Genomic DNA, 24,033 nt, shown 5'->3' on the forward strand with positions numbered 1-24,033 from the left:
TCTATAATATAATTTTATGAACATACTCAGAAGTCATTATGGATAAACATCCTCCAAAGGTAACATTAAATTCTACTTTATCACCTATTTTATAATCCTTATTACAATTTGTAATATCTAATAAAAGATGGTCACTACTTGCCCCTAAAACTGCTATTTTATCATCTATGGGTATTAGGTTATCTGGACTAATATCTTGTCTTCCTATAGCACATATGGCTCTTTTCATAATACCTTTATCCTCAAAAAATGGTTTGTTACCAAAGGCATCTAATCCAATACTTCCAATGGGCACTGAGGGCTTGTTTTTAACTTCCACTATCTCAACCACTAATTTAAATGCATCTTTTAGAAGAGGCTCTATATGTCCATCATTCAATCCTATTCCCAAGGATATGGATGCTCCTAATCTTAATTGATTAATTTCTTTTGGTACCTTATTTTCTTTAAATAAACTAATACATCCAGAATTTCCTCCTGAAATAACCTCTATTTTTATATTAAATTTACTTTCTATATTTTTCTTTATATTAACTAACTGTGATAAATTTTCGTATGTAGGAATGACTCCCCCATAGCAGGATAGGTTTGTTCCTATGCCCATTAGTTTTATACCTTTAAGATTAAGTATTTCTTCTACAGTAGTATAAATTTCCTCTTCATTAAATATACCTTCTCTTAAATCTCCTAAGTCTATCATTAATATAATATTATGTATCTTATTTTGTTCTATAGCCTCTTTAGAAAGTTCCCTTATAGTAATAATATCTGATACAAGTGAAATGTCCGCATATTTTATAACTTCCTTTACCTGACTTATCATAGGTAATCTTAAAAGCATTTTAGGCAAATTAATATGAGTTAATTTTTTTAAGTTTTCTATTCTAGAATCTGCTAGAATATCTACTTTTTCTTCTGCAATAACCTTTGCAATTTTAGGATTTCCACAAAATGTTTTGGTTACCGCCGTTACTTTTATTCCTCTTTTTTTACATTCCTCTACTAGAACCTTAGTATTATATCTAATTTTTTTAGTATCTACTTCAACCCTTGGATAAGACATTATATACACCTGCCTAATTTATATTATTTTATTATTGTATTTTTATACTATTATACATAATAATAATACATTTTTCAATTTTTTAGCACAATCCTAAAAAAACACATTATAACTACATTAGATTTAAATACATCAGTCAGACCAATACTTATCGTTCCTCATCATTGTATGTTTAATGATATTTATATACTAAAAGTGCTAATTTCATTGCCTTTAAAGTATGAAATATTATTCATTTAAGTTTAAGAAATATTATTTTTACAAACTACAATTTACAAAATAATATTTAGGAAGGTTTAATAACACTATTAAAAAAAGTTGCCTCAAAATAGATTTAATTTTAAGGCAACTTTTTTATTATCTTTTATCTTTAAAAGCTACAAATTCTTTTAATACTTTATGAAATTTATTTTTTATTAGAACATCATTTATTATGCCTATTAACTCATAACTGGAGGTTTTTTCATTATCCTTTCTTATGTTTTTAATTATATTTTTTATATCTTTTACTATGGCATTTAAATCTGATTCTGTTAAATGAACCCCCTCAGTATCTCTAGCAGAATTAGCTATACTTGTTTTTAACTTTCTTTCATCAAAGTACTCTAATTTCCCACTCTTTTTTATAATTTCCATATATGATACCTCCTTCTAAATTTCTAATTAATTTTAACTTTATGAATTAACACTAATTGAAGCATCTTTTAATCAATTTTACTATATTTATACATATTCCTCAAGATATTTTTGCAATTTTCAAAATCTTACAACATTCTTAATCACTTAAAAAAGTTCCTTCCTTTGATAACATATTCTGAAGCAGTATCTATAGCCGTTATTATATTTAATTAGGCATATAAATTTCCATTAGTATAGATTTATATTTTTACAAAAATAAATTTAGAGCTAATATATAAATTATAAAAGTTTAAGTATTAGCCCTAATTAACATAAATTATTATTCATTGTAACATTATGTTTAAAATCTGTTTTTAGAATTTTTTAATCTATTCTATTTATAAAATTACCAATTGCGAAATTATCAAGATTTTCTCTAGTTTTATAATTTTTATAGCAATGAAAATACTAATTATATATATGTGTTACTTCTATATGTATTACTTCAAGAATTTTTAAAGTAATACATATAGAATTATAAGCTTATTTTTAAAAAATGTATTTTATCATATTTCCAGGAATATTTAATAGGAATATTTAGCGCATTAAAAGTATGATGTGATATTAAAGGTTCTTTATTCTGAAAAGCGGTTATTATTGCAGAATGAAATATATGACTGTTATTATCTTCAAAAAATATTAAATCTCCAATATTTAATTCATTCTTATTATAAACTTCTAGCCCCTTTGCACCAAAAGAGCCTTTTTCTTGATTTACTTTTAAATAATAGTATAAAGAATGAGCTACAGCCCAAGATATAGACCAAGTATCATCTAATACATTTATAGTATTGCTATGATTATACCACCAAGGATACTCGCTACTAAATTTCATGGGAGCCCCACCAGCTAATAGACATTGAGATATAAAATTTGCACAGTCACCACCATTATTATTTATTATAGGGAAATATCTATATTGAGGATTAGGATTTAAAGCATAAGTTATAGCATAATTCACAGCCTTTTCTCTTAAGTATATATTTTGTCTTTGCATTGTCCAATTCATTACAATTTAAAACCTCACTAAATGATTATAATTAATATAATATGATAATTTAATTGTTACAGTGAAGGGTATAAAGATATAATACAATAAAATTAAATATTTAAAAAGAAAAATGAACAGATATGATATAATACTGTGTTTTTTATATGGATTATAGGGATTTAGTTCTTAAAATTATATTTACTAAAATTATGGGGTGTTCACTATTATAAGAAAATAGTATAATATTCAAGGGAAAGCCTGTGTGATCATTAAAATATAGAAATTAGAGGATAATAATATGAATGAAAGTACTATAGAAAAAATGAAAAAAATAATAGAAGAAAATAAAAAGAAATCTTCACAAAATAAAAATTATAGAACTAGCTCAAAAAAGTAGTGAAGAAAAAAGGTGGATAAAATTCACACCATAATATTTGACTCTTTAAAAAGATGATATGTTCAAATCTATCTAATTTTCATGGAAATTCTCCTTATTATTTCCATAAATATGTTTTTGTTTACTTTCCATAAAAAATCACCCCGTTATGTATACACAGTCTTTTTATCTGTATATACATAACGGAGTGAATACCATATGTACTTCTACTTTAATGGAAATAGAGGTAGTTTTTCTAAAAATATTATATCTTCTCTCTTTGAAGCTTCCCCTTCTGCTAAAATTGCAGCCTTACTAGTTACAATTCCGCCTGCATCCTCCACTAATTTTTGTAGTGCAGTTAATGATTCTCCAGTGCTTATTACATCATCAATGATTGCAACTTTTTTACCCTTAATTTTATCTACATCTACCCCATCTAAACACAATAATTGTTTTTTCTGAGTAGTTATAGAGAGCACTTCACTACATATAGCATTTTTCATATAAGGTTTTATGCTTTTTCTCGCCACAATAAAACTTTTCATATTTAATATTTTTGATATTTCATAAACCAAAGGAATTCCCTTAGCCTCTGCAGTAACTAATACATCAACCTTTGGCAATTTTTTTGCTATATCCAAAGCTACATTAGATATAAGTTCTGTATCCCCAAGAATTACAAAACTAGCAATGGCCAACTCTTCATTTATCTTGATTATTGGAAGATTACGCTTAACACCACATACATTTAATTCATAATATTTATTCATATATTTCCCCTCCATTTACCCTATCATAGGTAATAATATTTTCATTAATAATCCTGAAATCATACCAATAAAAGGATCTGTTATAGCTGTAACAGTCATTGTAACCCCACCTATAACTGTACCATTAGCAGCAGTAGATGTAAGGGCAGAGGCTGCGTTTACCGGAGCGGTAACTATGGCTCCTAGCACAAATAAAAATCCTGCTATTGATTCTGTAGGAATATACTTTCCTATTTTAGGCAAAAATCCTGCAAATAATATTGCAGACATAAGTAGCATCATTATAATACCACTAGCTTTAGGATTAGGTGCTCCTCCTGTTGCTGAAATTATAGACTCTACTGGCGCACCACCCAAAATAGAAGAACTCATATCAGCTAATGAACTTATTATGGATACATGATCTATGTTTACCTTACGATTTGCTAATTGTCCAGTAATATTCCCAAAGGCAATGTTAGCCCCTATGTTAAGACATACCATACTCATAGCTCCTCTTAATATTTTTAAGCTAAAGGATGGTTTGTTTATAGCTATTTTTTCTCTTTCTGTAATAGAAGATTCATTTTTTTTATTTCCAAGGATGTTATATACAATACTTGATATTATTACAGACACTGCTATGGTATAAACTAAATCCTTTGTAAATAGATGAGTTATTACTCCTGAAGCTATAGAAACATATCCTATAATTTTATTTTTTCTAGCCATTTCTATAGAAACCCTAGCTAACATAATTCCAACTCCAGCCATCATTCCTGCTGTAATAACAGGACCAATAGAGTCAGTTATTTTACTCATTAATCCAAATAATCCAATGAAGGTCATTATTAAACCACCATAAAAAATCATTGAAAGTCTTTCTTTAAGGTTGTCCCCCATAGTACCAGCTAAAGTAATTGTTTCTGCTTGAAATGATATAGGTACTACACTTCCTGTTATTGCGTTACCAGCAGCACCTATTAGAAATGCAAAGGCTGTAGGAACAGAGGCAAAACCAAAGGATAATGCTAAAAGCCCTTGTGGTAAGCCATTTAAAAGCACACTAAAAATTGATAAAATGTCTTTCCATAAATCCATATCTTTTATCTCCCTTCAATTATATCTACTCTTAATAATAAAAGGAGATAAGTTATAGAATATATGCATCCTAATAACCTCTCCTATAGTAGAGTAGTTTAAGGCTACTCTGTAGAAACTCCTGAACCCTATTATCAGAATTATATAAGAGCGAATATTTTATTTTATAACATAATAAACATTACCACATTATGCGAATATTTTCAACATAGTTTTACATATTATACGTATATTAAATAAAATTAACTTACTTTTCCTGAAAAATTCATCATTAAAATATATAATAAAAGCTATAATTTTTAGCCTAGGAATTCTTTCTTTTATTCCTTAAAATATAATTATGTTTATAAAGATATAATTTGCTTCAAAATAAAATAAATTTAATTTTAACACTAAAAATAAAAAAGGAGCTGTGACACTAAAAAAAATTAGTGCCACAGCTTTTTGCCTAGTCAAAAAAACCTTAATATCAAAGGCTTATTAAAGTGCGTTATTTTTCGATTATTAAGCTTATTTGGGGTTAAAATATCATTAAAATTTCTGTGAAATACACGAAAAACGCTGTCACGTTAACATATTTTTTTATGCTAATACGACAGCCCCTTCAAGTCTTATCCAATTTTCCTCTTATTCTCATACATTCTATAATCCGCTATTTTTATTAAATCTTCCATGGTTTTATTCGTATTTTTATTATACTCTACTAAACCATAACTTAACCCCATTTTATATTCCAAATCTTCCCCCAATTCATCTATTTTCTTTTGAATTCTAGATAATATTTTATTTGCATCATTCATATTAGATTTCAGGAATACAATTATAAATTCATCCCCTCCATATCTAAAAATAAAATCCCTTTTTCTTATATTGTTTTTTATTATACTACATAGAGTTTCCAATACATAATCTCCCGTATCATGACCATAGTTATCATTTATATATTTAAGATTATTTACATCCGCAAAGGTTATAATTAAGTTACATTTATTAATTTTTGCTAGCTTAATTTCTCTATGAAGTTTTTCCAAACCTAATTTTCTATTATATACAGAGGTAACAGGATCTCTTCCAAAAATATATTTCATCCTCTTTATTATTTTATCTTTTTTATTTAATTCCTCTATCAATTCATTCTTAGACATATGATTATAATTCATAAAGAATCACCTCTACTAATTTCAAATATTATCTATACCTATTTTACAATATTATCCAGTCGGATTTTGTCCTTTCTAGAGATGATTTAAAAATATTTTTAAAAAATTATCCAATTATTTCTATTGCTAATACTTACATCCCATTTTGTGTAAGATATTCGCACAAAATCAGCACTCTGTATAAACTATTCACTCCAAATATTTATAAAGTTCAGATGAAATAAATGAATTTTCTAAGAAAACTCCACCTGAACCTTAAAATCTTATATACTATATTACCTCTTTACAGGCTATAGAAAGCATTACATCATCTGCTTTATAAAATCCATCTTTACATAGCATCCCAAGATTGTTTATTGTATCTTCAACGGTATTTCCTATAATTCCCGTATTGTTAGGTACAATTATATCATTTAAAGCTAAATAAGCTGATATAACCGCTTCAGAGGCTGAGGTTGAAAGTTTAATAGCACAGCTTCCTTTAGCTCCATCACATACCATTCCTGTAAGGTTTGCTAACATATTTAATATAGCTCCTTCTATTTCCTTATCTTTTCCACCTAAAAGCCAAGCAATTCCCGCTGTTGCTCCTATACCTGCTGCTATGGCACAACCACAAATTGCAGATAATTTTCCTGTATATTTCTTTACAAAATTATTAACGGCGTGACCAAAAAATACTGCCCTTTGAAGTCTTTCCTTAGGAGCCTTTATATCCTCTCCTACTACGTTAATAGGTAAAATTACACATAATCCTTGATTACCACTTCCACCACTGGTCATTATAGGGCACATTCCTCCACCCATTCTAAGATCAGAGCCTGCAGCAGTTAAAATCCTTGCTATGGTTGCAGAATCCTTACCTATTTTTCCTTCCTCTTGTAATTTTAAAAGAGAAGATCCTAAGGTTAAACCCTTTTGTCTTTTTAACCCTTCCATCGCAGCCTCTTTATTCATCTCTATTCCATCCATTATAAAGTCTAATTTTTCTATACTAATATCCTCTGTAATTTGTCTTATATCCTTTAAAGAAAGCTCCTTAATAAAATCACAATCTTTATTATCTTTTTTATTTTTATTATCTTTTTCAAAGGCTATTTTACCATTTACAATAACCTTCTCTATATTAGTATGCCCTCCTCTTAAGATGGCAACAACTTCATCCTTTTCTCCCTTTAAAGTAGCCTCTACAAAAACAGGATCTGTATCCTCAATTGGATTAAGGGTTACAACTTTATTTTTTATAATTTCTTTTGCTTTATCTAAATATTCATTGTTTACATTTCTAAAAACAAATAATCCTTCCTCTGGATCTCCACATATTTCTCCAAGAGCCCCTGCAATATCTAAACCACAAACCTCTGTATTTGGTATAGTAACGGATTTACCATTTTTTAATATATTTTTACTCACTTTTAAGTCTATTTTTAAAATCTTACCCTGCATATACTTCTTACCTGTTGCTACAGTAAAAGCTACTGCCACAGGTTCAGTACATCCTATAGCTGGTTTAGTTTCATCTTTTATTAGCTCTAATAATCTTTCACTTATTTCCTCTTTTGATAATCTTGACATCCTAACCCACTCCCTTTAAGTTCTACTACTTATAATACGTAGCAATAAGGATGCCAAAGAATTTAAATTTTATCTTCAATCCATTATAAAGCCTTACATTCCAATGGATTTAAGTATTTAATTATTTTTTATTTACTTAATATATAGATTATTTTAATTTATATTTTTGCATTATTGCAAATAATCCTGTTATTAATTATAAATTTCAAGACATTATATATTGATATTAAAGGTTTTTTGCACTTTTGCAAAAATATTCTCACTTTTGCAAATTATATTTATTTAATTTTCTGTAGAGTGTAGATAAATTAACATCTAGTTCTTTTGCAATTCTCTCTTTCCCTTTTCCATCTTCACCATATTCCTCCATCATTGATATTAATAAATTTTTTTCATATTCATAAAGTCTATCCTGTAAACTTTTATTACTTTTTTCATCTTCTTTAGATATTTTAAAGGATTTTGGTAAATGTTCATTATATATTATATTTTCCTTTGTGGTATTTACTATATATTCTATTACATTTTCTAGTTCTCTTATGTTTCCAGGCCAAGAATACTTTTTAAAACTATCCTTTACTTCCTTTGAAAGCTGTTTAATCTTTAGATTAGATCTTTCGCAAAATTTATCCATAAGATATTCACTAAGTAATATTATATCTTCCCCTCTATCTTTAAGACTAGGTAAATATATAGGTATTACATTTAATCTATAATATAAATCCTGTCTAAATTGTCCATGTTTAACCATAGTTTCAAGTTCTCTATTGGTAGCTGCTATTATTCTAACATCTACACATATTTCTTCTTTACCACCAATTTTAGTAAAACTTTGTTCTTGAAGTACTCTTAATATTTTAGGTTGGAGATGCAAAGGTAAATCCCCTATTTCATCTAAAAATATGGTTCCCCCATTGGCAAGTTCAAATTTCCCCATTTGACCTTCCCTTTTTGCCCCTGAAAAAGCCCCTCCTTCATATCCAAAAAATTCACTTTCTAATAAATTATCTGGAATAGAAGCACAATTAACAGCTATAAAAGGAGCATCACACCTTTGGCTTTCAAAATGTATAGCTCTTGCAAAAAGTTCCTTTCCTGTACCACTTTCTCCTCTTAATAATACAGTTGAATCAGTTTTAGCAATATTTTTAGCAATCAGCTTTACATTTTTTATATTATTACTACTACCCATTATATCTTCAAATTTTATAATTTTACTACTAGCAAAAAGCTTATAGGCAGCTTGAACTTCATCAATTTTTTTATTAAATTCTATAATATTACTTACCCTTTCACCTTTGAATATAATGGGACTACTTTTAATCAAAAAACTTTCATTTTTACCATGGATACTTATTCTTTTACCCTTATATTCTTTACTTAAAAGTTTAATATTAAAGTTTGATATTGTATCTTTAATATTAGTGTTTACTAATAACTTCTCTTTAATATCTAATAGTTTTTTTCCCTTATGATTAATATATTTTAAAATTCCATTGTTATCTACACACATTATACCGTGGCTTAAACTATCTATTATATGATTGGTTTCTTCAGTTTGAATTTGTAATTTTTTTATAGTATCATAATAAATAATATTTCCTACAAGTAATGTACTTAATCTATTTAAAAATGTTATCATAGAATCAAATTCTTCAGATATTATATTAAGTTGTTTTTCATTAAAAATATTTATACCAATTACTCCTATTACTTCATCCTCCATAATTATAGGGTAACCTATGGTTGCATATTCTGTACATCTCTCCTTCGCTTCACAGCTTTCGCATACAGATGGATTTATCTTCTTTTCATTATCTTTTAGATATCTTTTTATATGATTGGTTTTTTTCTCTTTTATAACTAATTCAAATAAACATTTTCCTGGTATTTTATTTCCTATAAATTTTTTATACTTACCGGTGGCGGCAATTCTATTAAAATTTTTATCAATTATAGTAACATCCACCTTAAGAACTGCGGCTATAGCTTCCGCCACCTCTTGAACAGAGCCCTTTATACTATTTAAAGACACTTATATTCGTTACGTAAAACTTTTAAAATTATTTTGCACAAAAATATAATGCTTTCGTTTTAACGTAACTCCTCCTCTCTTTGTTTTCTATATCCTTTTGATACCTAATTTTATCATTAATCTTTATAAATTTTCAATTGAAGACATATTTTATTTTTATTTGTTTTTAATAAAATTTTTTCTATAATTATTTCCTATTATGAAATACTTATCTTAAATTTAAGCTTTATATAATATTACCATAACTTTAATGATAAATATTCCCCATCACATTTAACCATAATATAAGGAGACGCTTCATTAAAATTTGCTATTTTTATAATAAAATTTTATAAACCATCAATTAGAATAACAGTGACTTAAGCTGATTTCTCCCATGTTTCTTTTTATTATATTAAAAATGTGTTATACTTAGCTGATTTAACTTATAAAAAGCTAAAAATATATTTGAAAATTGAAAGGTAAATTATTATGATAAAATTTGAAGAACTAGGTCTTAGTGATAGTATAATAGATGTTCTTAAAAATCAAAGAATCATTGAGCCAACACCAATTCAAGAAGAAAGCATTATGTTAATAAAAAACGGTAATGATGTTATAGCTGAAGCGCAAACTGGAACTGGAAAAACCCTTGCATTTTTACTTCCAATGTTTGAAAATATATCTCCTGATATAAATGCAATTCAAGGTTTAATAATAACCCCTACAAGGGAACTTGCTATACAAATAACTGAGGAAGCTATGAAGTTAAAAAAAGCCAAAGATTTGAATATTTTAGCTGCCTATGGTGGTAAAGATATAGGATCTCAAATAAAAAAACTTAAAAATAATATACACTTGGTAATTGCAACTCCCGGTAGACTTTTAGATCACCTTAACAGAAACACACTGAATTTTAAAGATCTAAAAACATTAGTATTAGATGAAGCTGATGAAATGTTACTTATGGGATTTAAAAATGAAGTTCGATCTATCATAGATAATACACCAAGAAAGCGTCAGACTCTATGTTTTTCGGCAACAATGAATTCTGAAGTTAAAAAACTAGCCTATAAAAACATGCGTGACCCAAAACTAGTAATAATAGAAAAAGAAGAAGTAACCCTTAAAAATATCAAACAAGTTTTAATAGAAACCACTGACCGAAGAAAACAAGAGGACTTGTGTAAAATTTTAGATGAAGAAAATCCATTTATGGCTATTATATTTTGTAGAACCAAAAGAAGAGTTGATAATCTTGAGGAAGACCTTTATAAAAAGGGTTATAACTGTGAAAAACTTCATGGTAGTATAACTCAACCAAAACGTGAAAGAATAATGCGTTCCTTTAAAAATCTAGAAATTCAATATTTAATAGCTACAGATGTAGCGGCTAGAGGACTTGATATTACTGGAGTTACTCATGTTTTTAACTATGATATTCCAGAAAATGCTGAAAGCTATATACACCGTATAGGCAGAACTGGAAGAGCTGGTGAAAAAGGATATACATTCCTATTTGTAGCACCAAAAGATGAAGCTACTTTAGATACCATAGAAAAAGAAATTAAATTAAAAATCCCTAGAAGAGTTTTAACAAATTCTAAAGAGGATTAATGATCTTATAATAAATCTTTTAAAATAAAATCTTTTGAAATTTAAACAATTAAATGTAAAATAGGAGTATCTCACTTTAAAGTGAGATACTCTTTATTTTTACTCTTTATATAAGGGGACGATTCATGAAAATTTATTATCTTTATAATATATTTTCATAAACCATCCCTCTTTTGAAATAAAAAAGACAGCTTATTTTTATATGTAAAAGCACTTAGTTTTTACACTCATTATATTCTAAATCAACACCCTAAAAGCTTAAAGTGATGAAATAGTAAATGGAATAAGTTTGATGTTTTTCCACAACATTACCTTGGACATGCCCCTATATGTAACGTATAATGTGAAATATAAATTTTCACAAAAATTTTAAATAAATTTAAAATGTGAATCTTTAAAAAATATTTTAAGGTAGGTGTTACAATGAATAAATCTTCCATAAGAAAACTTATGGCTACTTCAGTGCTTACTGCATTTATAGCAATGTCTAATATACAATTAGTATCTGCTGCATCTAAATACCCAGTAAATTTGAGCAAAATTACTACTAATTGTGCACAAACTCAGTCTAACTACGGCATAAAAGTAATAAAGACTTATAAGGGTAATACTGACTGCAAAAACACAAAAAATAATACAAATAATACTGCGGACACAACTTCTCAATCTAAACCAACTAGCAGTAATACAAATAATACTGCAAACACAACTTCTCAATCTAAACCAACTACTACAGCTACTAAACCTAGTGCAACTAAACCTGATTCAAGTGTAGCAGCATTAGAAAAAGAAGTAGTTACTCTTGTTAATGCAGAAAGATCAAAAGCTGGTTTACCAGCACTTAAAGCCAATACAGAGCTTTCAAATGTAGCAAGACTTAAATCTCAAGATATGATTGATAAAAACTATTTTTCACATACATCACCAACTTATGGATCACCATTTGATATGATGAAAAAATTCGGGATAAAATACTCTGCAGCAGGTGAAAACATAGCTTCTGGATACCCTACAGCTAAAGCAGTTGTAGATGGATGGATGAATTCACCAGGACATAGAGCTAACATATTAAGCAAATCTTTCACTGAAATAGGTGTTGGATTAGCTAAGAGTTCTAATGGAACATCCTATTGGACTCAAATGTTTATAAATCCAGGTAAATAGACATATAGAACATATAACTAATAGGAACTGCTTTAGCAGTTCCTATTGTTTATATAAAACATTTTTATAAGCTCCTGGATTATATCCAAAAGTCCTTTCTCAATATAATCTTCTCTTACATTTGTCACATTCAATTTAAGAATTTTTTCCCTTGGAAACGTGCTTAAATAATGTCCATCCTCTGTAGCCACCATAATAGATTTATCTTTCAATCTATCTATAAGTCTTTCTCTATTTATTTTTTCATCTAAAGTTATATATGTATGAATACATGGATTTTTAATAGATTTATACTGAAAAACATCACTATAAATTTCATATTGTTTTCGTAAAATTGAAGCTAAGTATTTACTTCTTAAGGAATAAGAAGCTTTAATCTTTTGTTTGTGGCGCTGAAACATACTACTTTTAATATAAATTTCTAAGGCTCCTTGAGAGAGCATAGAACTATCTACATCTATAAGTCTTTTATATTTTCCAAAGCCCTCTAAAATGGTATTAGGAATAACCGCAACTCCTATTCTAAGTCCAGGAAATATAATTTTTGAATAACTCTTTAAATAAATAACATGAGAAAAATCATCATAGGCATATAAAGGATCCGCCTTTGGATCTTCTTCTAAATCTGCTAAATAGTCATCTTCCACAATAAATACATCATATTTTTGAGCTAGCTTTACAATAGATTTCTTTTCCCTTTGAGAATAAGAAGTACCTAAAGGATTATGAAACCTAGGCATAGTATAGAAGAACTTAATACTTTCCCTTTTAAATAATCTCTCAAGTTCATTTAAATCAATACCTTTATCCGTCCTTTTAATACCTAGTACAGGAACATTATGAGTTTCTAAATAATCTATAAATAAATGATAACTAGGTTGTTCTATTAAGATAGTTTCCTTTTTATTTGGAAAAGTTAGTGTAGTTAGTATAGCCAAGGCCTGCTGAACTCCAGAGGTAATAAAAATATTATCTTTATTAGCAAATACCTGATAATTTGCTAAATGCTTTTGTATTACATCAATTAATGAAGGTAATCCTTTAGGTGTTCCATAGATAAATAATTCATTCTTATATATATCAATGGCTTCATTAATACAATGCTGAAAATCTAAATAGGGAAAAACCTGTGGATCTGGAGCAGAGGATGCAAAATCTAATAATATTTCTTTATTGCTATTGGTAGGATTTTTTCTCTTTACAACATAATAACCACTCTTAGGTATGGAATATATTCTGTGCTGCCTCTCTAATGCCTCTAACGCTTTTATAATAGTACTTTTATTGCAGGAATATATCTTAGTAAAATCACGAATAGAGGGTAACTTATCCCCATCTTTATACTCTCCCTCTTGAATTAAACTCTCAACATGATTTAATATTTCTAAATATTTATACATATATTTCCACTCCTATATAAAATCTGTACCGGTATAGATAGCTTTTATTCTTATTGTACCACAACTAGTAATCTACTAACATATAATTATACTCTAGAGTAAAATTTAAAACTTATAGCAAGATATAAACTTAGGAGGAATGTATACCATGAAATTTTCACATAAAAAAAAGGCCTATGTTTCCGCTATCTTATATTCTATTATAATAGGTTTCTCATTTTTATTTTCAAAAATAAGCTTAACTTTTGCAGATCCTTTAGATACACTAGCTCATCGTTTTACTATATCCTTTATATTTGCTTTTGTATCTGTTTTATTAGGATGGATAAAATTAGATATAACTAAAAAAGATATTCTTTCTATTCTGCCTCTATCATTATTTTATCCAATTATGTTCTTTGGTTTTCAGATTTTTGGACTAGTTTATATTGCTTCTTCTGAAGCAGGAATTATCCAAGCAACTATTCCTATTTTTACAATGATATTTTCAATAATATTTTTAAAGGAGCGTCCTAGTATATTACAGAAACTATCAATTCTATTATCTGTAGCAGGAGTAGTGTATATATTTTTTATGAAGGGAGTAAATTTAAAAAGTAATATATTTATAGGTATAGTTCTTATTCTGTTATCTGCCCTTTCCTCTTCTGGTAACAACGTACTAGCAAGAAAAATGTCAGGACAATATAAACCTATATCCCTAACTTATACAGTAATTTGTATAGGATTTGTGTTTTTTAATATTGTGTCTATTATTAATCATAGCTTAAATGGTACTCTTAATCTTTACTTTAAACCCTTTACCAATCCATTATTTATAGTTTCAATATTTTATTTAGGAATATTATCTTCTCTTGTTACATCCTTTTTATTAAACTACTCTCTATCTAAAATAGAAGCTTCTAAAATGAGTGTATTTAATAATCTCTCCACCTTAATAACTATGATGGCAGGAGTAGTATTTCTGGGAGAAAAATTACAATACTTTCATATAATTGGTTCATTCATGATTATACTTGGAATAATTGGGACAAATTTGGGAGATAAGATGTCTTAACCCTTATGAAATTAATATAAAAAATAACATTCTAATACAATGTTATTGAAGATAAATCAATAAAACTTAAAAACATAGATTTAAAAATTTTATAAACAATCTTTTTTATTAAACTTAAATTTAGTATATTTAAAATACCTTTAGCCAACATAATAAGTTTATAACCTTCTTTATAACAGAACAAGACACCCCCTTTTGAAGTGCACCTTAAAATATTAGATTTACCTCTAACTTTTGGTTACACTTCATTTGCGGATGTCTTTTTTATTTATCCTATAACTACCCGCTCTAATACTCCCATCGCACTCTGTGAAAGCGATTCGCACCAAATCGACGATTTGGACTCTCTGCTTTTCTTCAAAGTGAGAATAAAGAGCGGGTAGTTATAGGATAACCATTTCCTAAGCTTTAGTGGGAGTAAATACTTCCTCTGAAGCCAAGAAATCTGTTTATAGTATTTTTTCAATTCTATCAAAAGCTTGCTCTAATTCTTCTAAACCTACTGTACAAGCAATTCTTATGTATCCTTCTCCATACTTACCAAAGGCCTTTCCCGGTATTGCTACTATATGAGCTTTATTTAATAAATCATCACAAAATTCTTCAGAGCTTTTACCTGTTTCCTTTATATTTACAAATATATATATGCCTGCTTTAGGTTTAAAAGCACTTAGTTTTGGTATGGATTCTATCCTATTATAGGCATATTCCATTCTTTCTTTAAATTCTTTTTTTATTTTATCTACAATATTATCTCTATTTTTTAAAGCATATATGGCAGCTCTTTGAGAAATTGTAGGAGCAGAAAAACATATACCTTCATTAATGTTTTTCATAGTATTAATTATATAATCTGGAGCAGCTACATAACCAATTCTCCACCCAGTCATACAGAAATCCTTTGAAAAACTACCTAAAGTTATGGTTCTCTCTTTCATCCCATCTAGGGAAGCTATTGAGCAAAAATCCTCCCAATAAGTAAATCCATCATAAACCTCATCGGATATTATAACTAAATCATTTTCTATGGCTATTTTAGCTATTTCTTTTAACAATTCCTTAGGGAAAAATGCACCAGTAGGATTATTAGGGGAATTTAATACTATAGCTTTTGTTTTACTGTTTATTAATTTTTCTAATTTTTTAGGGTTTATATTAAACTCATCATCCTCTAGGGTTTCAAATTCAATAAATTTCCCACCTACCATCTCTATTTGTTCCTTGTATGGAGTAAAATAAGGAGAATGTACTATTACTTCCTCACCAGGGTTTATAATGGATTGCAGAGCTAAATACATACCATGACAAGCTCCTACCACTGCCATAATCTCATTTTCTTTAAAAGTTATATTACGATCTTTTTTATAAAAATTAATAATTCCCTCTATTAATTCTTTATCTCCTGTTGGATCTGAATATCTAGTATATCCCTTTTTTGTATCCTTAAAAGCAGTCTGTATAATAGATTTATCCGTTATTATATCTGGATCCCCTAAGCTTAAATCAATTATATCTTCAAACTTCTTTTTTAAATTAGCGGTTTCTGACATTAAATTATTTTCATTTTCTTTATACTTATAGGCTAAAAATTTATTTTTCATAACATACTCCTTTCCTAGACTAAATTATTTTACTTAGAAAGTCCTTTGTCCTTGAATTTTTAGCATTGTTAAATATATCCTCCGGTGTGCCTTCTTCTAGTATTTTCCCTTCATCCATAAACATGACTCTATCTCCAACTTCTTTTGCAAAACCCATTTCATGAGTAACTACCACCATAGTCATACCCTCTAGAGCCAAATCTTTCATTACATTTAAAACTTCCCCTACCATTTCTGGATCTAAGGCTGAAGTAGGTTCATCAAAAAGCATCACATCTGGTTCCATAGCTAAGGCTCTTGCTATGGCTATTCTCTGTTTTTGTCCCCCAGAAAGCTGAGAAGGATAAAAATTTGCCTTATCCTCTAGTCCTATTTTTTTTAGAAGTTTCATAGCAATTTCATTAGCCTTTTCCTGTGAAAGTTTTTTTACCTTTATTGGAGATATAGTTATGTTTTCCAAAACAGTCTTATGAGGGAAAAGATTAAATTGCTGAAAAACCATACCCATTTTTTCTCTTACCTTATTAATATTTGTTTTTTTACTTGTAATATCTTCACCTTCAAATATAATAGCTCCCTCTTCTGGACATTCAAGTAAATTTAAACATCTTAAAAAGGTACTTTTCCCCGAACCGCTGGGTCCTATAACTACCACAACTTGACCCTTATCTATATGAGTATTTATCCCCTTTAATATATGATTCTTACCAAAACTCTTATTTAAATTCTTAATTTCTATCACTTACTCTCATCCTCCTTTCAGCTACTCCAAGTAATTTTGACAATGTAAAAGTCATTATAAAATACATTACTGCAGCTACAAGTAAAGGTTCAAAGGGTTTAAAAATATTTCCTCTAACAGTATCTGCATTATACATAAGTTCATGTATTCCTATTATAGATACTATAGATGATTCTTTAATTATTGTAATAAACTCATTTCCTAAGGCTGGTAAAATGTTTTTAAAGGCTTGAGGTATTATAACATTTTTCATTGCCATAGATTCTGACATTCCTAAACTTCTTGCAGCTTCCATTTGTCCCTTATCTACTGCTTGGATTCCAGCTCTTATTATTTCTGCCACATAGGCTCCACTATTAATAGATAATGCTAATATCCCAGCGAAAAAGTCTGGAAAATTACTTCCCAAAATAGGAACCTCTGGAAAGTTTATACCTATAGTTGGCAATCCATAATATATTATATATAATTGCACTAAAACCGGAGTTCCCCTTATAAATTCAATATAAGATACAGCTATATATTTTAATACTTTATTTTTAGATAATTTCATTAAGGATAATAATAACCCTAGAATAGTTCCTATTACTACAGTGAAAAATGCTAATATAATAGTGTATTTTGCACCATTTATAAAAAATGAATAATATTTACTTAAAAACGAAAAATCCAAATTACTCCCCCCTTATAATAAAATCATAAAAGATAATGATAATTCATTATCCTTTATGTTTTGAGTGTATTATTCTACTTGTTTATTGGCATCTGTAACAAATTTGTCAATGCTCTTTTCTTTAATAAGTTTATCTAAAGTTTTATCTATAGCATCTACTAATTCCTTGTTACCTTTTTTAACGGCTACAGATGCACCCTTATCTTTATTTTCAAATTTAACATTTGAAACTGCTAAATCTTTACCATTGCTAGCATAAGAAACCGCTACTGGGTTTTCAAGTACTAAACCATCAACTTTTTTGTTCTGTAATTCTAATACTAAATCAGTAACTTTACCTAAAGATTTAATTTCTGAATTTGTCATTTCTCTCTTTGCTACTTCCTCTTGTGTTGTACCCTTTTGTACTCCAATTTTCTTACCTTTAAAATCCTCTATGGATTTAAATTTATCTTTATCCTCTGCTCTAACCACTACGCTTTGTATAGCTTGGTAATATACCTTTGAAAAATCCACACTCTTTTTTCTATCCTCTGTTGGATTCATTCCCGCGATAACCATATCAACATTTCCTGATTGTAGGGCTGCTAATAATCCATCAAACTTCATATCTTTAATCTCTAATTTTACGCCTAAATCCTTTGCTATTTCTTTTGCTATTGTAATATCAAATCCTACTATTTCATCTTTTCCATTTATAGTTTTATGAAACTCATAGGGTGGATAATCTGCACAGGTACCAATAACTAATTTTCCACTTTCTTTTATTTTATCTACCTTTGATTTTCCTTCATTACTTGCAGTGTTCTTTCCACAGGCAACTAATGATATTACCATAGTTAACGAAATTATAATTGCCCCTAATTTACCTAATATTTTTTTACTCATTTCTATTCACTCCTTATTTATTACTTTCTGTATAATTATGCATATAGATTTTTTATTATGATTTATATTTGTATAAATTCTTTCAACTATTTTTGCCTATTAGAATATAAAGGTAATAAACTACTACCATCTGGCATCACATATATTTCTTCATTTTCCTCTAAAATTTCATCTATCATACACTCATCTCTAAGTACCCTAATACCTGCCTTACTAACTAGTTCTTCTTTTATATCAGATATAAGAATAAGCTCATATTCCTTTGCAATATTACATATTAAGTAAGCTGCAAATTTTGAAACAGTAAACTCTCTTCTTAACTCCTTTTCTCTTTCTTCATTGTTATTAAAGTTATTTATGATTTCTTCTACTTCTTTATTTCCTATGCCCTCTATGCACTGTGTAAAAAGAATTATTTTTCCGCCTTTTTTAACTGCTTCCTTTGCATTACTTAATGCTTTAGATGATTGATACAGGTTAATGTCCTTTGGAAATCCGCCAGCAGAAACAATTACTGTATCCTTTAGTTCTTTAATTTTTAAACCATTGTTTTCTTGCAAAAGTTCACAGCCTCTTTCAAAGGCTTTTGCATAATCTCCTGCAACAGCTTCAGTAATATTACCCTTAGAATCCATTATTACATTTAACAAAAATGAAGGCTTTATCATATCACAGGCCTCCATCATATCTAAATGCATAGGATTATTTTCTAAATTTCCACAGCTACAATTAGGATTTATGCCATTTTTATCAGGGTTTAAAACTAATGCATGATTTGCCATTATGGTTTCATAGGAACTTACACCAGGTAAAATAGATTTTCTTCCACCTCCGAATCCTGCCATATCATGAAAGGTTATACCTCCTGTAATAATTACTTTGGTACATTCCTTTACTAGTTTATTAACAACTACCGGAGTTTTAAAAGAAGTTTCACCTATATACACCATTTCATCTTTAGTTTTGGAATAATGATCTATAATTTTAAATCTTTTATATAAGTTCTCCCCTAAAATCTTTATATGTTCCTCTTTGCTTTGTTTTCTATGAGAACCTAAAGCACATAAGAAAATTATATTTTCATCCTTTATGCCACTTTTTTTTATTTCCTCAATAAGTATAGGTAAAAAGGCCCTAGGTTTTTGCCATAATCTTGTTACATCAGATATCACAATGCAAAGCTTATCTTCTGGAGTAACAATTTCATTTATTTTTCTAGATGCTATAGGATTCAAAAGAGCCCTTTTTATAACTTCCTCACCCTTTTTTTGTGATAAGAAATTTTTATCTAGAATGTCCACATTATGACTAGGTTTAAATAGTATATTTTTATATTCATCCCCATACTTTAGATTACATTCCTCCAAATAAACACCCCCACTTCCCTAAAATTATATGTATATATCTATCCTGTTCTGGTTTGTATATGTTAATTTTTAAAATTATACAATGGATATTTATGCATGTCAAGTGCAAATTTATTCAAGTCAGGAAAAATGGTATATAAAAATAGCTTTAATTTTATCTCCAGGAAATAAAAAAACACCTAACAAACTTATTTCTATGTTTATTAAGTGTACTTTTTATATTAAAATTAAATTTATTTTGAGATAAGCACTTTTATTTGTTTACCTTTGGCTTTTTCAACCCTTGTACAAAATGAATTATGATTAATATAAGGGTAAAAATAATAATTTTCTATTAATTGATGTGAAAAATGTTTAATTATATTTCTATAATTCCTACTCCATGATTTTCCGCAAAAATGCCTCTGTAAGACTCTCTTTTAGTTTATACTCTAGATACTCTAAGCTGTTTTCAAGTGCAAATAGTGTATAGGCCATTTTATCTATATTAGCATTTTCACCCATATGACCTATTCTTATAACCTTACCTTGAAGATACCCAAAGGAACCTGCTACGATTACATTATATTTATCCTGCATATATGTTCTTAAACCTTTATCCTCTACTTCTTTAGGTAGTTCTAGAACAGTGACAGTATTGGAATAACCCTGCTTTAAATAAAGCTTAAGCCCACTTTCTACTATAGCCTCTCTACACGCCTTTGCTATATTATTATGTCTTAATACAATATCTTTGTCCTCTAAAATATTATCCACTGCTGCTCTTAGTCCAACTATATCGCTTATCGGTGGAGTATATGGAAACCATTTATTTTTATAATAATCCTTCCATACAAGAAGATTGCAATAATAAGATGCTATAGGTGTTTTTCTTTCTTCCATAACTTTAAAAGCATCTTTACTCATACTAAGGAATGAAAGTCCTGGCGGGGCTGACATACACTTTTGAGATCCTCCAAGGACCATATCTATTTTCCATGCATCCACCTTTAGTTCCTGTCCACCCATAGCAGATACAGAATCTACTACAGTTATTATGCCTTTTTCTTTAAGCATTGGACATATCTTTGATATATCATTAATAACTCCTGAGGGAGTATCACAGTGTACAACAGTAGCATATTTAAAGTTACTATCCTTATCTAGAAATTCTTTCAACTTTTCTATATCTATATCCCTTCTTCTATCTCCTTTAAAAAATACTACTTCTCCTCCATAGATTTCTACAAAATCTGCAAAACCTTCGCCAAAAATTCCATTGTCAATTACAAGAATTCTGTCATCTTTTTCTGTTAATGAAGCACAAGCTGCTTCCAATCCTAATATACCTTCTCCACTTAATATTCTTACTTCATTTTTAGTTTTTAAAAATTCACCTATTTTTTCACAGGTCTCTTTATAATAATCATAAAATTGTAAATCTAAATCTGGATTTGTCGTTTCCATAGCCCTTGCCATTCTAACATTCTCTCTTACCATAGTAGGTCCTGGTGTCATAACATATGGTACCTTCATAAAATCAACGCCTCCTACTTTCAAACATATCTAAGTAGAATTATATTCCATTTATTCTATAAACTAAAGTGAACCCATACACTATTAAAAATTTTATCCGATGACTACCCGCTCTAATACTCCCATCTTCTTCAAAGTGGCAGTAAAGAGCGGATACGTCCCTGGATAACGATTTCTAAGCTTCACAGGGAGTAAAAACTCCCTCTGAAGCCAAGAACTCTGTTTATATATTTCGCTATAATATTCATTTAATTAAATACATGTATAGGACTTAATGATATAATTGACATATATAAGATATACTCTAGTGAGATTATATATATTTCAAAGAAAGGATTTAGTATAATGGAAAAGAGAAAAATAATTACTATAACATTTCCTGCATTGCTTATGACCATAATAACCATAATTTCATTTCAAAATATGCTTAATTTCAATGGTATAGATTTTAAAGGTATATTTATTATTTCATTAATTCTTTTATTTCCTATATTATTTATAATCCAAGGAATACTATGTGCTATAAGCCATACAAACATATTTTTATCCTTTGGAGTGTCCATATTAGATTTTATAATATTAATGTTTGTTTATATGAATGAATCTGCCTTTATTTATAATTTAATTTATTTAACTTGTGGAATAATCGCCTATTTAATAACTAAATCTATAAAAAAAAGCCCTATCATCTAAAAATTATTAATCCATAGTGCTTTTAAAATGATATAAGGGTATCTCAAAATAAAAATAGCTTTAATTTTAATATAGTAAATATAAATAATACATGTAATAAACATATAAATGAGCTTTAGTAGTTCTTAATTTGACGTAATTAAAAATTTAATTCCTCACAGGACGTGAGGAGCCAGTAGTGAAGCCAGAGGAGGTTGCCTCTTTTACTGGGTAAAAAATTTTTAATGGAGTCAAATTTAGAACTACTTAGCAAAATGAATTGTTTTATGAATGTATTATTTATATTTACGGTTTCAAAATTAAAGCTATTTTGAAACAACTTCATCTTTAGTCTATAATAAATTTTCATGAGCCATTCCCTTGTTTTTCTGCTTATTTAATTATTAGCCACTCTTTAAAATTATGTGCCATAGCTTGCAATTCATTTAAAAATCTAGTTACATGATAACCATCACAAACTGCATGATGCATCTGCAGAGAAATAGGTATTAAGGCTTTAGCACTCTGTGCAAAATATTTACCATAAGTGATTATAGGCAAAAGATATGGATATTCTCCATCTGAATAAACATTAAGATTAGCTCCTGTAAAACTAAACCAAGGAACACAAGAAACAGGGAAGGTATTTTTAGGCTGATTTTCTTTTGCAAAAAGCTTTTTTACATTACTGTATTTTTCTATATCCTGAAGACAATTATTATAAAATGTTTTAAAGTCATCAGAATACTCTGTCCAAATGTTGCTAAAGGTCTCATCATCCTTATGAAATATAGTAAAGGAAGGACTCATACTTTCCCAATAACCTAAGTTTCCCTCTTCATCAAAGGAAGTACGTAATTCTTCATGGTTGTTTACTATTTTTGAGGTCATATAAATTAGGATAGGATATAATTTTATATTATTTCTTTTTACTTTCATAAGTAAATCTGTAATTTCAATATTAGCAGTCATGCTATAAGTACATTTAATATTATTCATATAGTAATCAAAATAAGGTTTTCTACTCCAATTTTCTTTATCTATGAAATTAAACTTCACAAAATCAACTCCCACTCATATATCCTGTGCTAAGTATTATAACCCCCTTGTAACAACATTTTATACTTACACTATATATATGCAGTATAATCCATTATGATTAAAATGTTAAATCTGTTAAACTTAAATTCATATTATTTAATTAAATATTTATTTTAAAGTATAATTTTCTTATTTTTATTTATACTATTTATAACAAGAGAGAGAAAATGTATAAGTTAAATCATAAAAGAAAAAGTCTTTTGTATTTATTAAGTTTTGTATTTATTAAGTTTTGTCTCTCTCTCTTGTTATACTAATCTTAAACTTAATGATAATTTCCTATATAGTTCGCATCCTCATACTCTTTTAAGATTTCATATTTTTTTCAACTGTATGTTTAGTTCTTTTGAATACAAAAATACTCCTCTTTCTAATAGAAGATTTTTATTTTTTAATCTACCTATCTTAAGAGGAGCATATGACTGTAATATGGTATTATAGTAAATATTGGTTTGCTTACTTCTTATATTAAAAACAGATATTATATTAAAGATAATAACATCTATCAAAATAATATACCTAATAG

At 28.2% G+C, this 24,033-nt stretch carries 20 protein-coding genes and 1 riboswitch; of the genes, 4 read left to right on the plus strand and 16 right to left on the minus strand.

The features are described 5' to 3' along the window. Position 1 precedes the first annotated feature (1 nt). The 8 genes from orr to ACYUEW_RS05495 form a co-directional block, all read right to left on the minus strand. Positions 2-1,063, minus strand: coding sequence for an ornithine racemase Orr (gene orr / locus ACYUEW_RS05460; protein WP_043031970.1), 1,062 nt, complete (start codon positions 1,061-1,063; stop codon positions 2-4). 357 nt (positions 1,064-1,420) lie between these two features. Then, entirely contained in the window at positions 1,421-1,699 is a 279-nt protein-coding gene (locus ACYUEW_RS05465; RefSeq protein ID WP_003485622.1) for an ATP cone domain-containing protein, read from the minus strand. Between the two features lie 517 nt (positions 1,700-2,216). After that, positions 2,217-2,750: an amidase domain-containing protein gene (locus tag ACYUEW_RS05470; RefSeq protein WP_003485621.1), complete on the minus strand. Its 534-nt coding sequence runs from the start codon at positions 2,748-2,750 to the stop codon at positions 2,217-2,219. 585 nt (positions 2,751-3,335) lie between these two features. After that, positions 3,336-3,881, minus strand: a complete 546-nt coding sequence (locus ACYUEW_RS05475; RefSeq protein ID WP_042384912.1) for a phosphoribosyltransferase family protein — start codon at positions 3,879-3,881, stop codon at positions 3,336-3,338. Positions 3,882-3,896: 15 nt separating this feature from the next. After that, positions 3,897-4,961, minus strand: a complete 1,065-nt coding sequence (locus ACYUEW_RS05480) for a solute carrier family 23 protein (protein WP_265203260.1) — start codon at positions 4,959-4,961, stop codon at positions 3,897-3,899. Between the two features lie 66 nt (positions 4,962-5,027). After that, positions 5,028-5,129: riboswitch (purine riboswitch) on the minus strand. A 443-nt stretch (positions 5,130-5,572) separates the two neighbouring features. After that, positions 5,573-6,121, minus strand: coding sequence for a GGDEF domain-containing protein (locus ACYUEW_RS05485; protein WP_003485617.1), 549 nt, complete (start codon positions 6,119-6,121; stop codon positions 5,573-5,575). A 270-nt stretch (positions 6,122-6,391) separates the two neighbouring features. Continuing rightward, on the minus strand, positions 6,392-7,696 hold the full coding sequence (locus ACYUEW_RS05490) for an L-cysteine desulfidase family protein (protein ID WP_460276366.1): 1,305 nt from the start codon (positions 7,694-7,696) through the stop codon (positions 6,392-6,394). A 259-nt stretch (positions 7,697-7,955) separates the two neighbouring features. Continuing rightward, a complete protein-coding gene (locus ACYUEW_RS05495) occupies positions 7,956-9,731 on the minus strand; it encodes a sigma-54 interaction domain-containing protein (protein ID WP_460276367.1) in 1,776 nt (591 codons plus the stop codon). A 471-nt stretch (positions 9,732-10,202) separates the two neighbouring features. Between ACYUEW_RS05495 and ACYUEW_RS05500 the strand changes: the two genes are divergently transcribed. Further along, positions 10,203-11,327, plus strand: coding sequence for a DEAD/DEAH box helicase (locus ACYUEW_RS05500; RefSeq protein WP_003485610.1), 1,125 nt, complete (start codon positions 10,203-10,205; stop codon positions 11,325-11,327). Between the two features lie 423 nt (positions 11,328-11,750). Continuing rightward, positions 11,751-12,491, plus strand: coding sequence for a CAP domain-containing protein (locus ACYUEW_RS05505; RefSeq protein WP_265203264.1), 741 nt, complete (start codon positions 11,751-11,753; stop codon positions 12,489-12,491). Between the two features lie 32 nt (positions 12,492-12,523). On the opposite strand, the gene ACYUEW_RS05510 is transcribed toward ACYUEW_RS05505, so the two are convergent. Beyond that, complete coding sequence (locus ACYUEW_RS05510) at positions 12,524-13,891, minus strand: aminotransferase-like domain-containing protein (RefSeq protein ID WP_460276368.1); 1,368 nt, start codon at positions 13,889-13,891, stop codon at positions 12,524-12,526. 148 nt (positions 13,892-14,039) lie between these two features. Between ACYUEW_RS05510 and ACYUEW_RS05515 the strand changes: the two genes are divergently transcribed. Further along, positions 14,040-14,948: a DMT family transporter gene (locus ACYUEW_RS05515; RefSeq protein WP_003485602.1), complete on the plus strand. Its 909-nt coding sequence runs from the start codon at positions 14,040-14,042 to the stop codon at positions 14,946-14,948. A gap of 449 nt (positions 14,949-15,397) precedes the next feature. On the opposite strand, the gene ACYUEW_RS05520 is transcribed toward ACYUEW_RS05515, so the two are convergent. From ACYUEW_RS05520 to ACYUEW_RS05545, 6 genes are all read right to left on the minus strand, one after another. Next, a complete protein-coding gene (locus tag ACYUEW_RS05520; RefSeq protein ID WP_460276369.1) occupies positions 15,398-16,549 on the minus strand; it encodes a pyridoxal phosphate-dependent aminotransferase in 1,152 nt (383 codons plus the stop codon). Between the two features lie 19 nt (positions 16,550-16,568). Then, complete coding sequence (locus ACYUEW_RS05525) at positions 16,569-17,291, minus strand: amino acid ABC transporter ATP-binding protein (RefSeq protein ID WP_460276370.1); 723 nt, start codon at positions 17,289-17,291, stop codon at positions 16,569-16,571. Further along, positions 17,278-17,964 (minus strand): amino acid ABC transporter permease, encoded by a 687-nt coding sequence (locus ACYUEW_RS05530; RefSeq protein WP_042384908.1) that lies wholly within the window; start codon positions 17,962-17,964, stop codon positions 17,278-17,280. Before ACYUEW_RS05530 ends, ACYUEW_RS05525 begins: the two co-directional genes overlap by 14 nt. Positions 17,965-18,033: 69 nt before the next feature. Beyond that, a complete protein-coding gene (locus tag ACYUEW_RS05535) occupies positions 18,034-18,852 on the minus strand; it encodes an ABC transporter substrate-binding protein (protein ID WP_003485591.1) in 819 nt (272 codons plus the stop codon). Between the two features lie 86 nt (positions 18,853-18,938). Next, positions 18,939-20,219 carry a lactate racemase domain-containing protein gene (locus ACYUEW_RS05540; RefSeq protein ID WP_460276371.1) on the minus strand — a complete coding sequence of 427 codons (1,281 nt, stop codon included), beginning with the start codon at positions 20,217-20,219 and terminating at the stop codon, positions 18,939-18,941. Between the two features lie 375 nt (positions 20,220-20,594). After that, on the minus strand, positions 20,595-21,734 hold the full coding sequence (locus ACYUEW_RS05545; protein WP_460276372.1) for a pyridoxal-phosphate-dependent aminotransferase family protein: 1,140 nt from the start codon (positions 21,732-21,734) through the stop codon (positions 20,595-20,597). Between the two features lie 345 nt (positions 21,735-22,079). Between ACYUEW_RS05545 and ACYUEW_RS05550 the strand changes: the two genes are divergently transcribed. Continuing rightward, on the plus strand, positions 22,080-22,427 hold the full coding sequence (locus ACYUEW_RS05550) for a hypothetical protein (protein WP_052303002.1): 348 nt from the start codon (positions 22,080-22,082) through the stop codon (positions 22,425-22,427). 372 nt (positions 22,428-22,799) lie between these two features. Here the strand turns inward: ACYUEW_RS05550 and catA are convergent, their stop codons facing one another. Then, positions 22,800-23,465, minus strand: a complete 666-nt coding sequence (catA, locus tag ACYUEW_RS05555) for a type A chloramphenicol O-acetyltransferase (RefSeq protein WP_257411517.1) — start codon at positions 23,463-23,465, stop codon at positions 22,800-22,802. Positions 23,466-24,033: the final 568 nt, after the last annotated feature.

This window comes from Clostridium sp. CTA-1 (assembly GCF_054768215.1).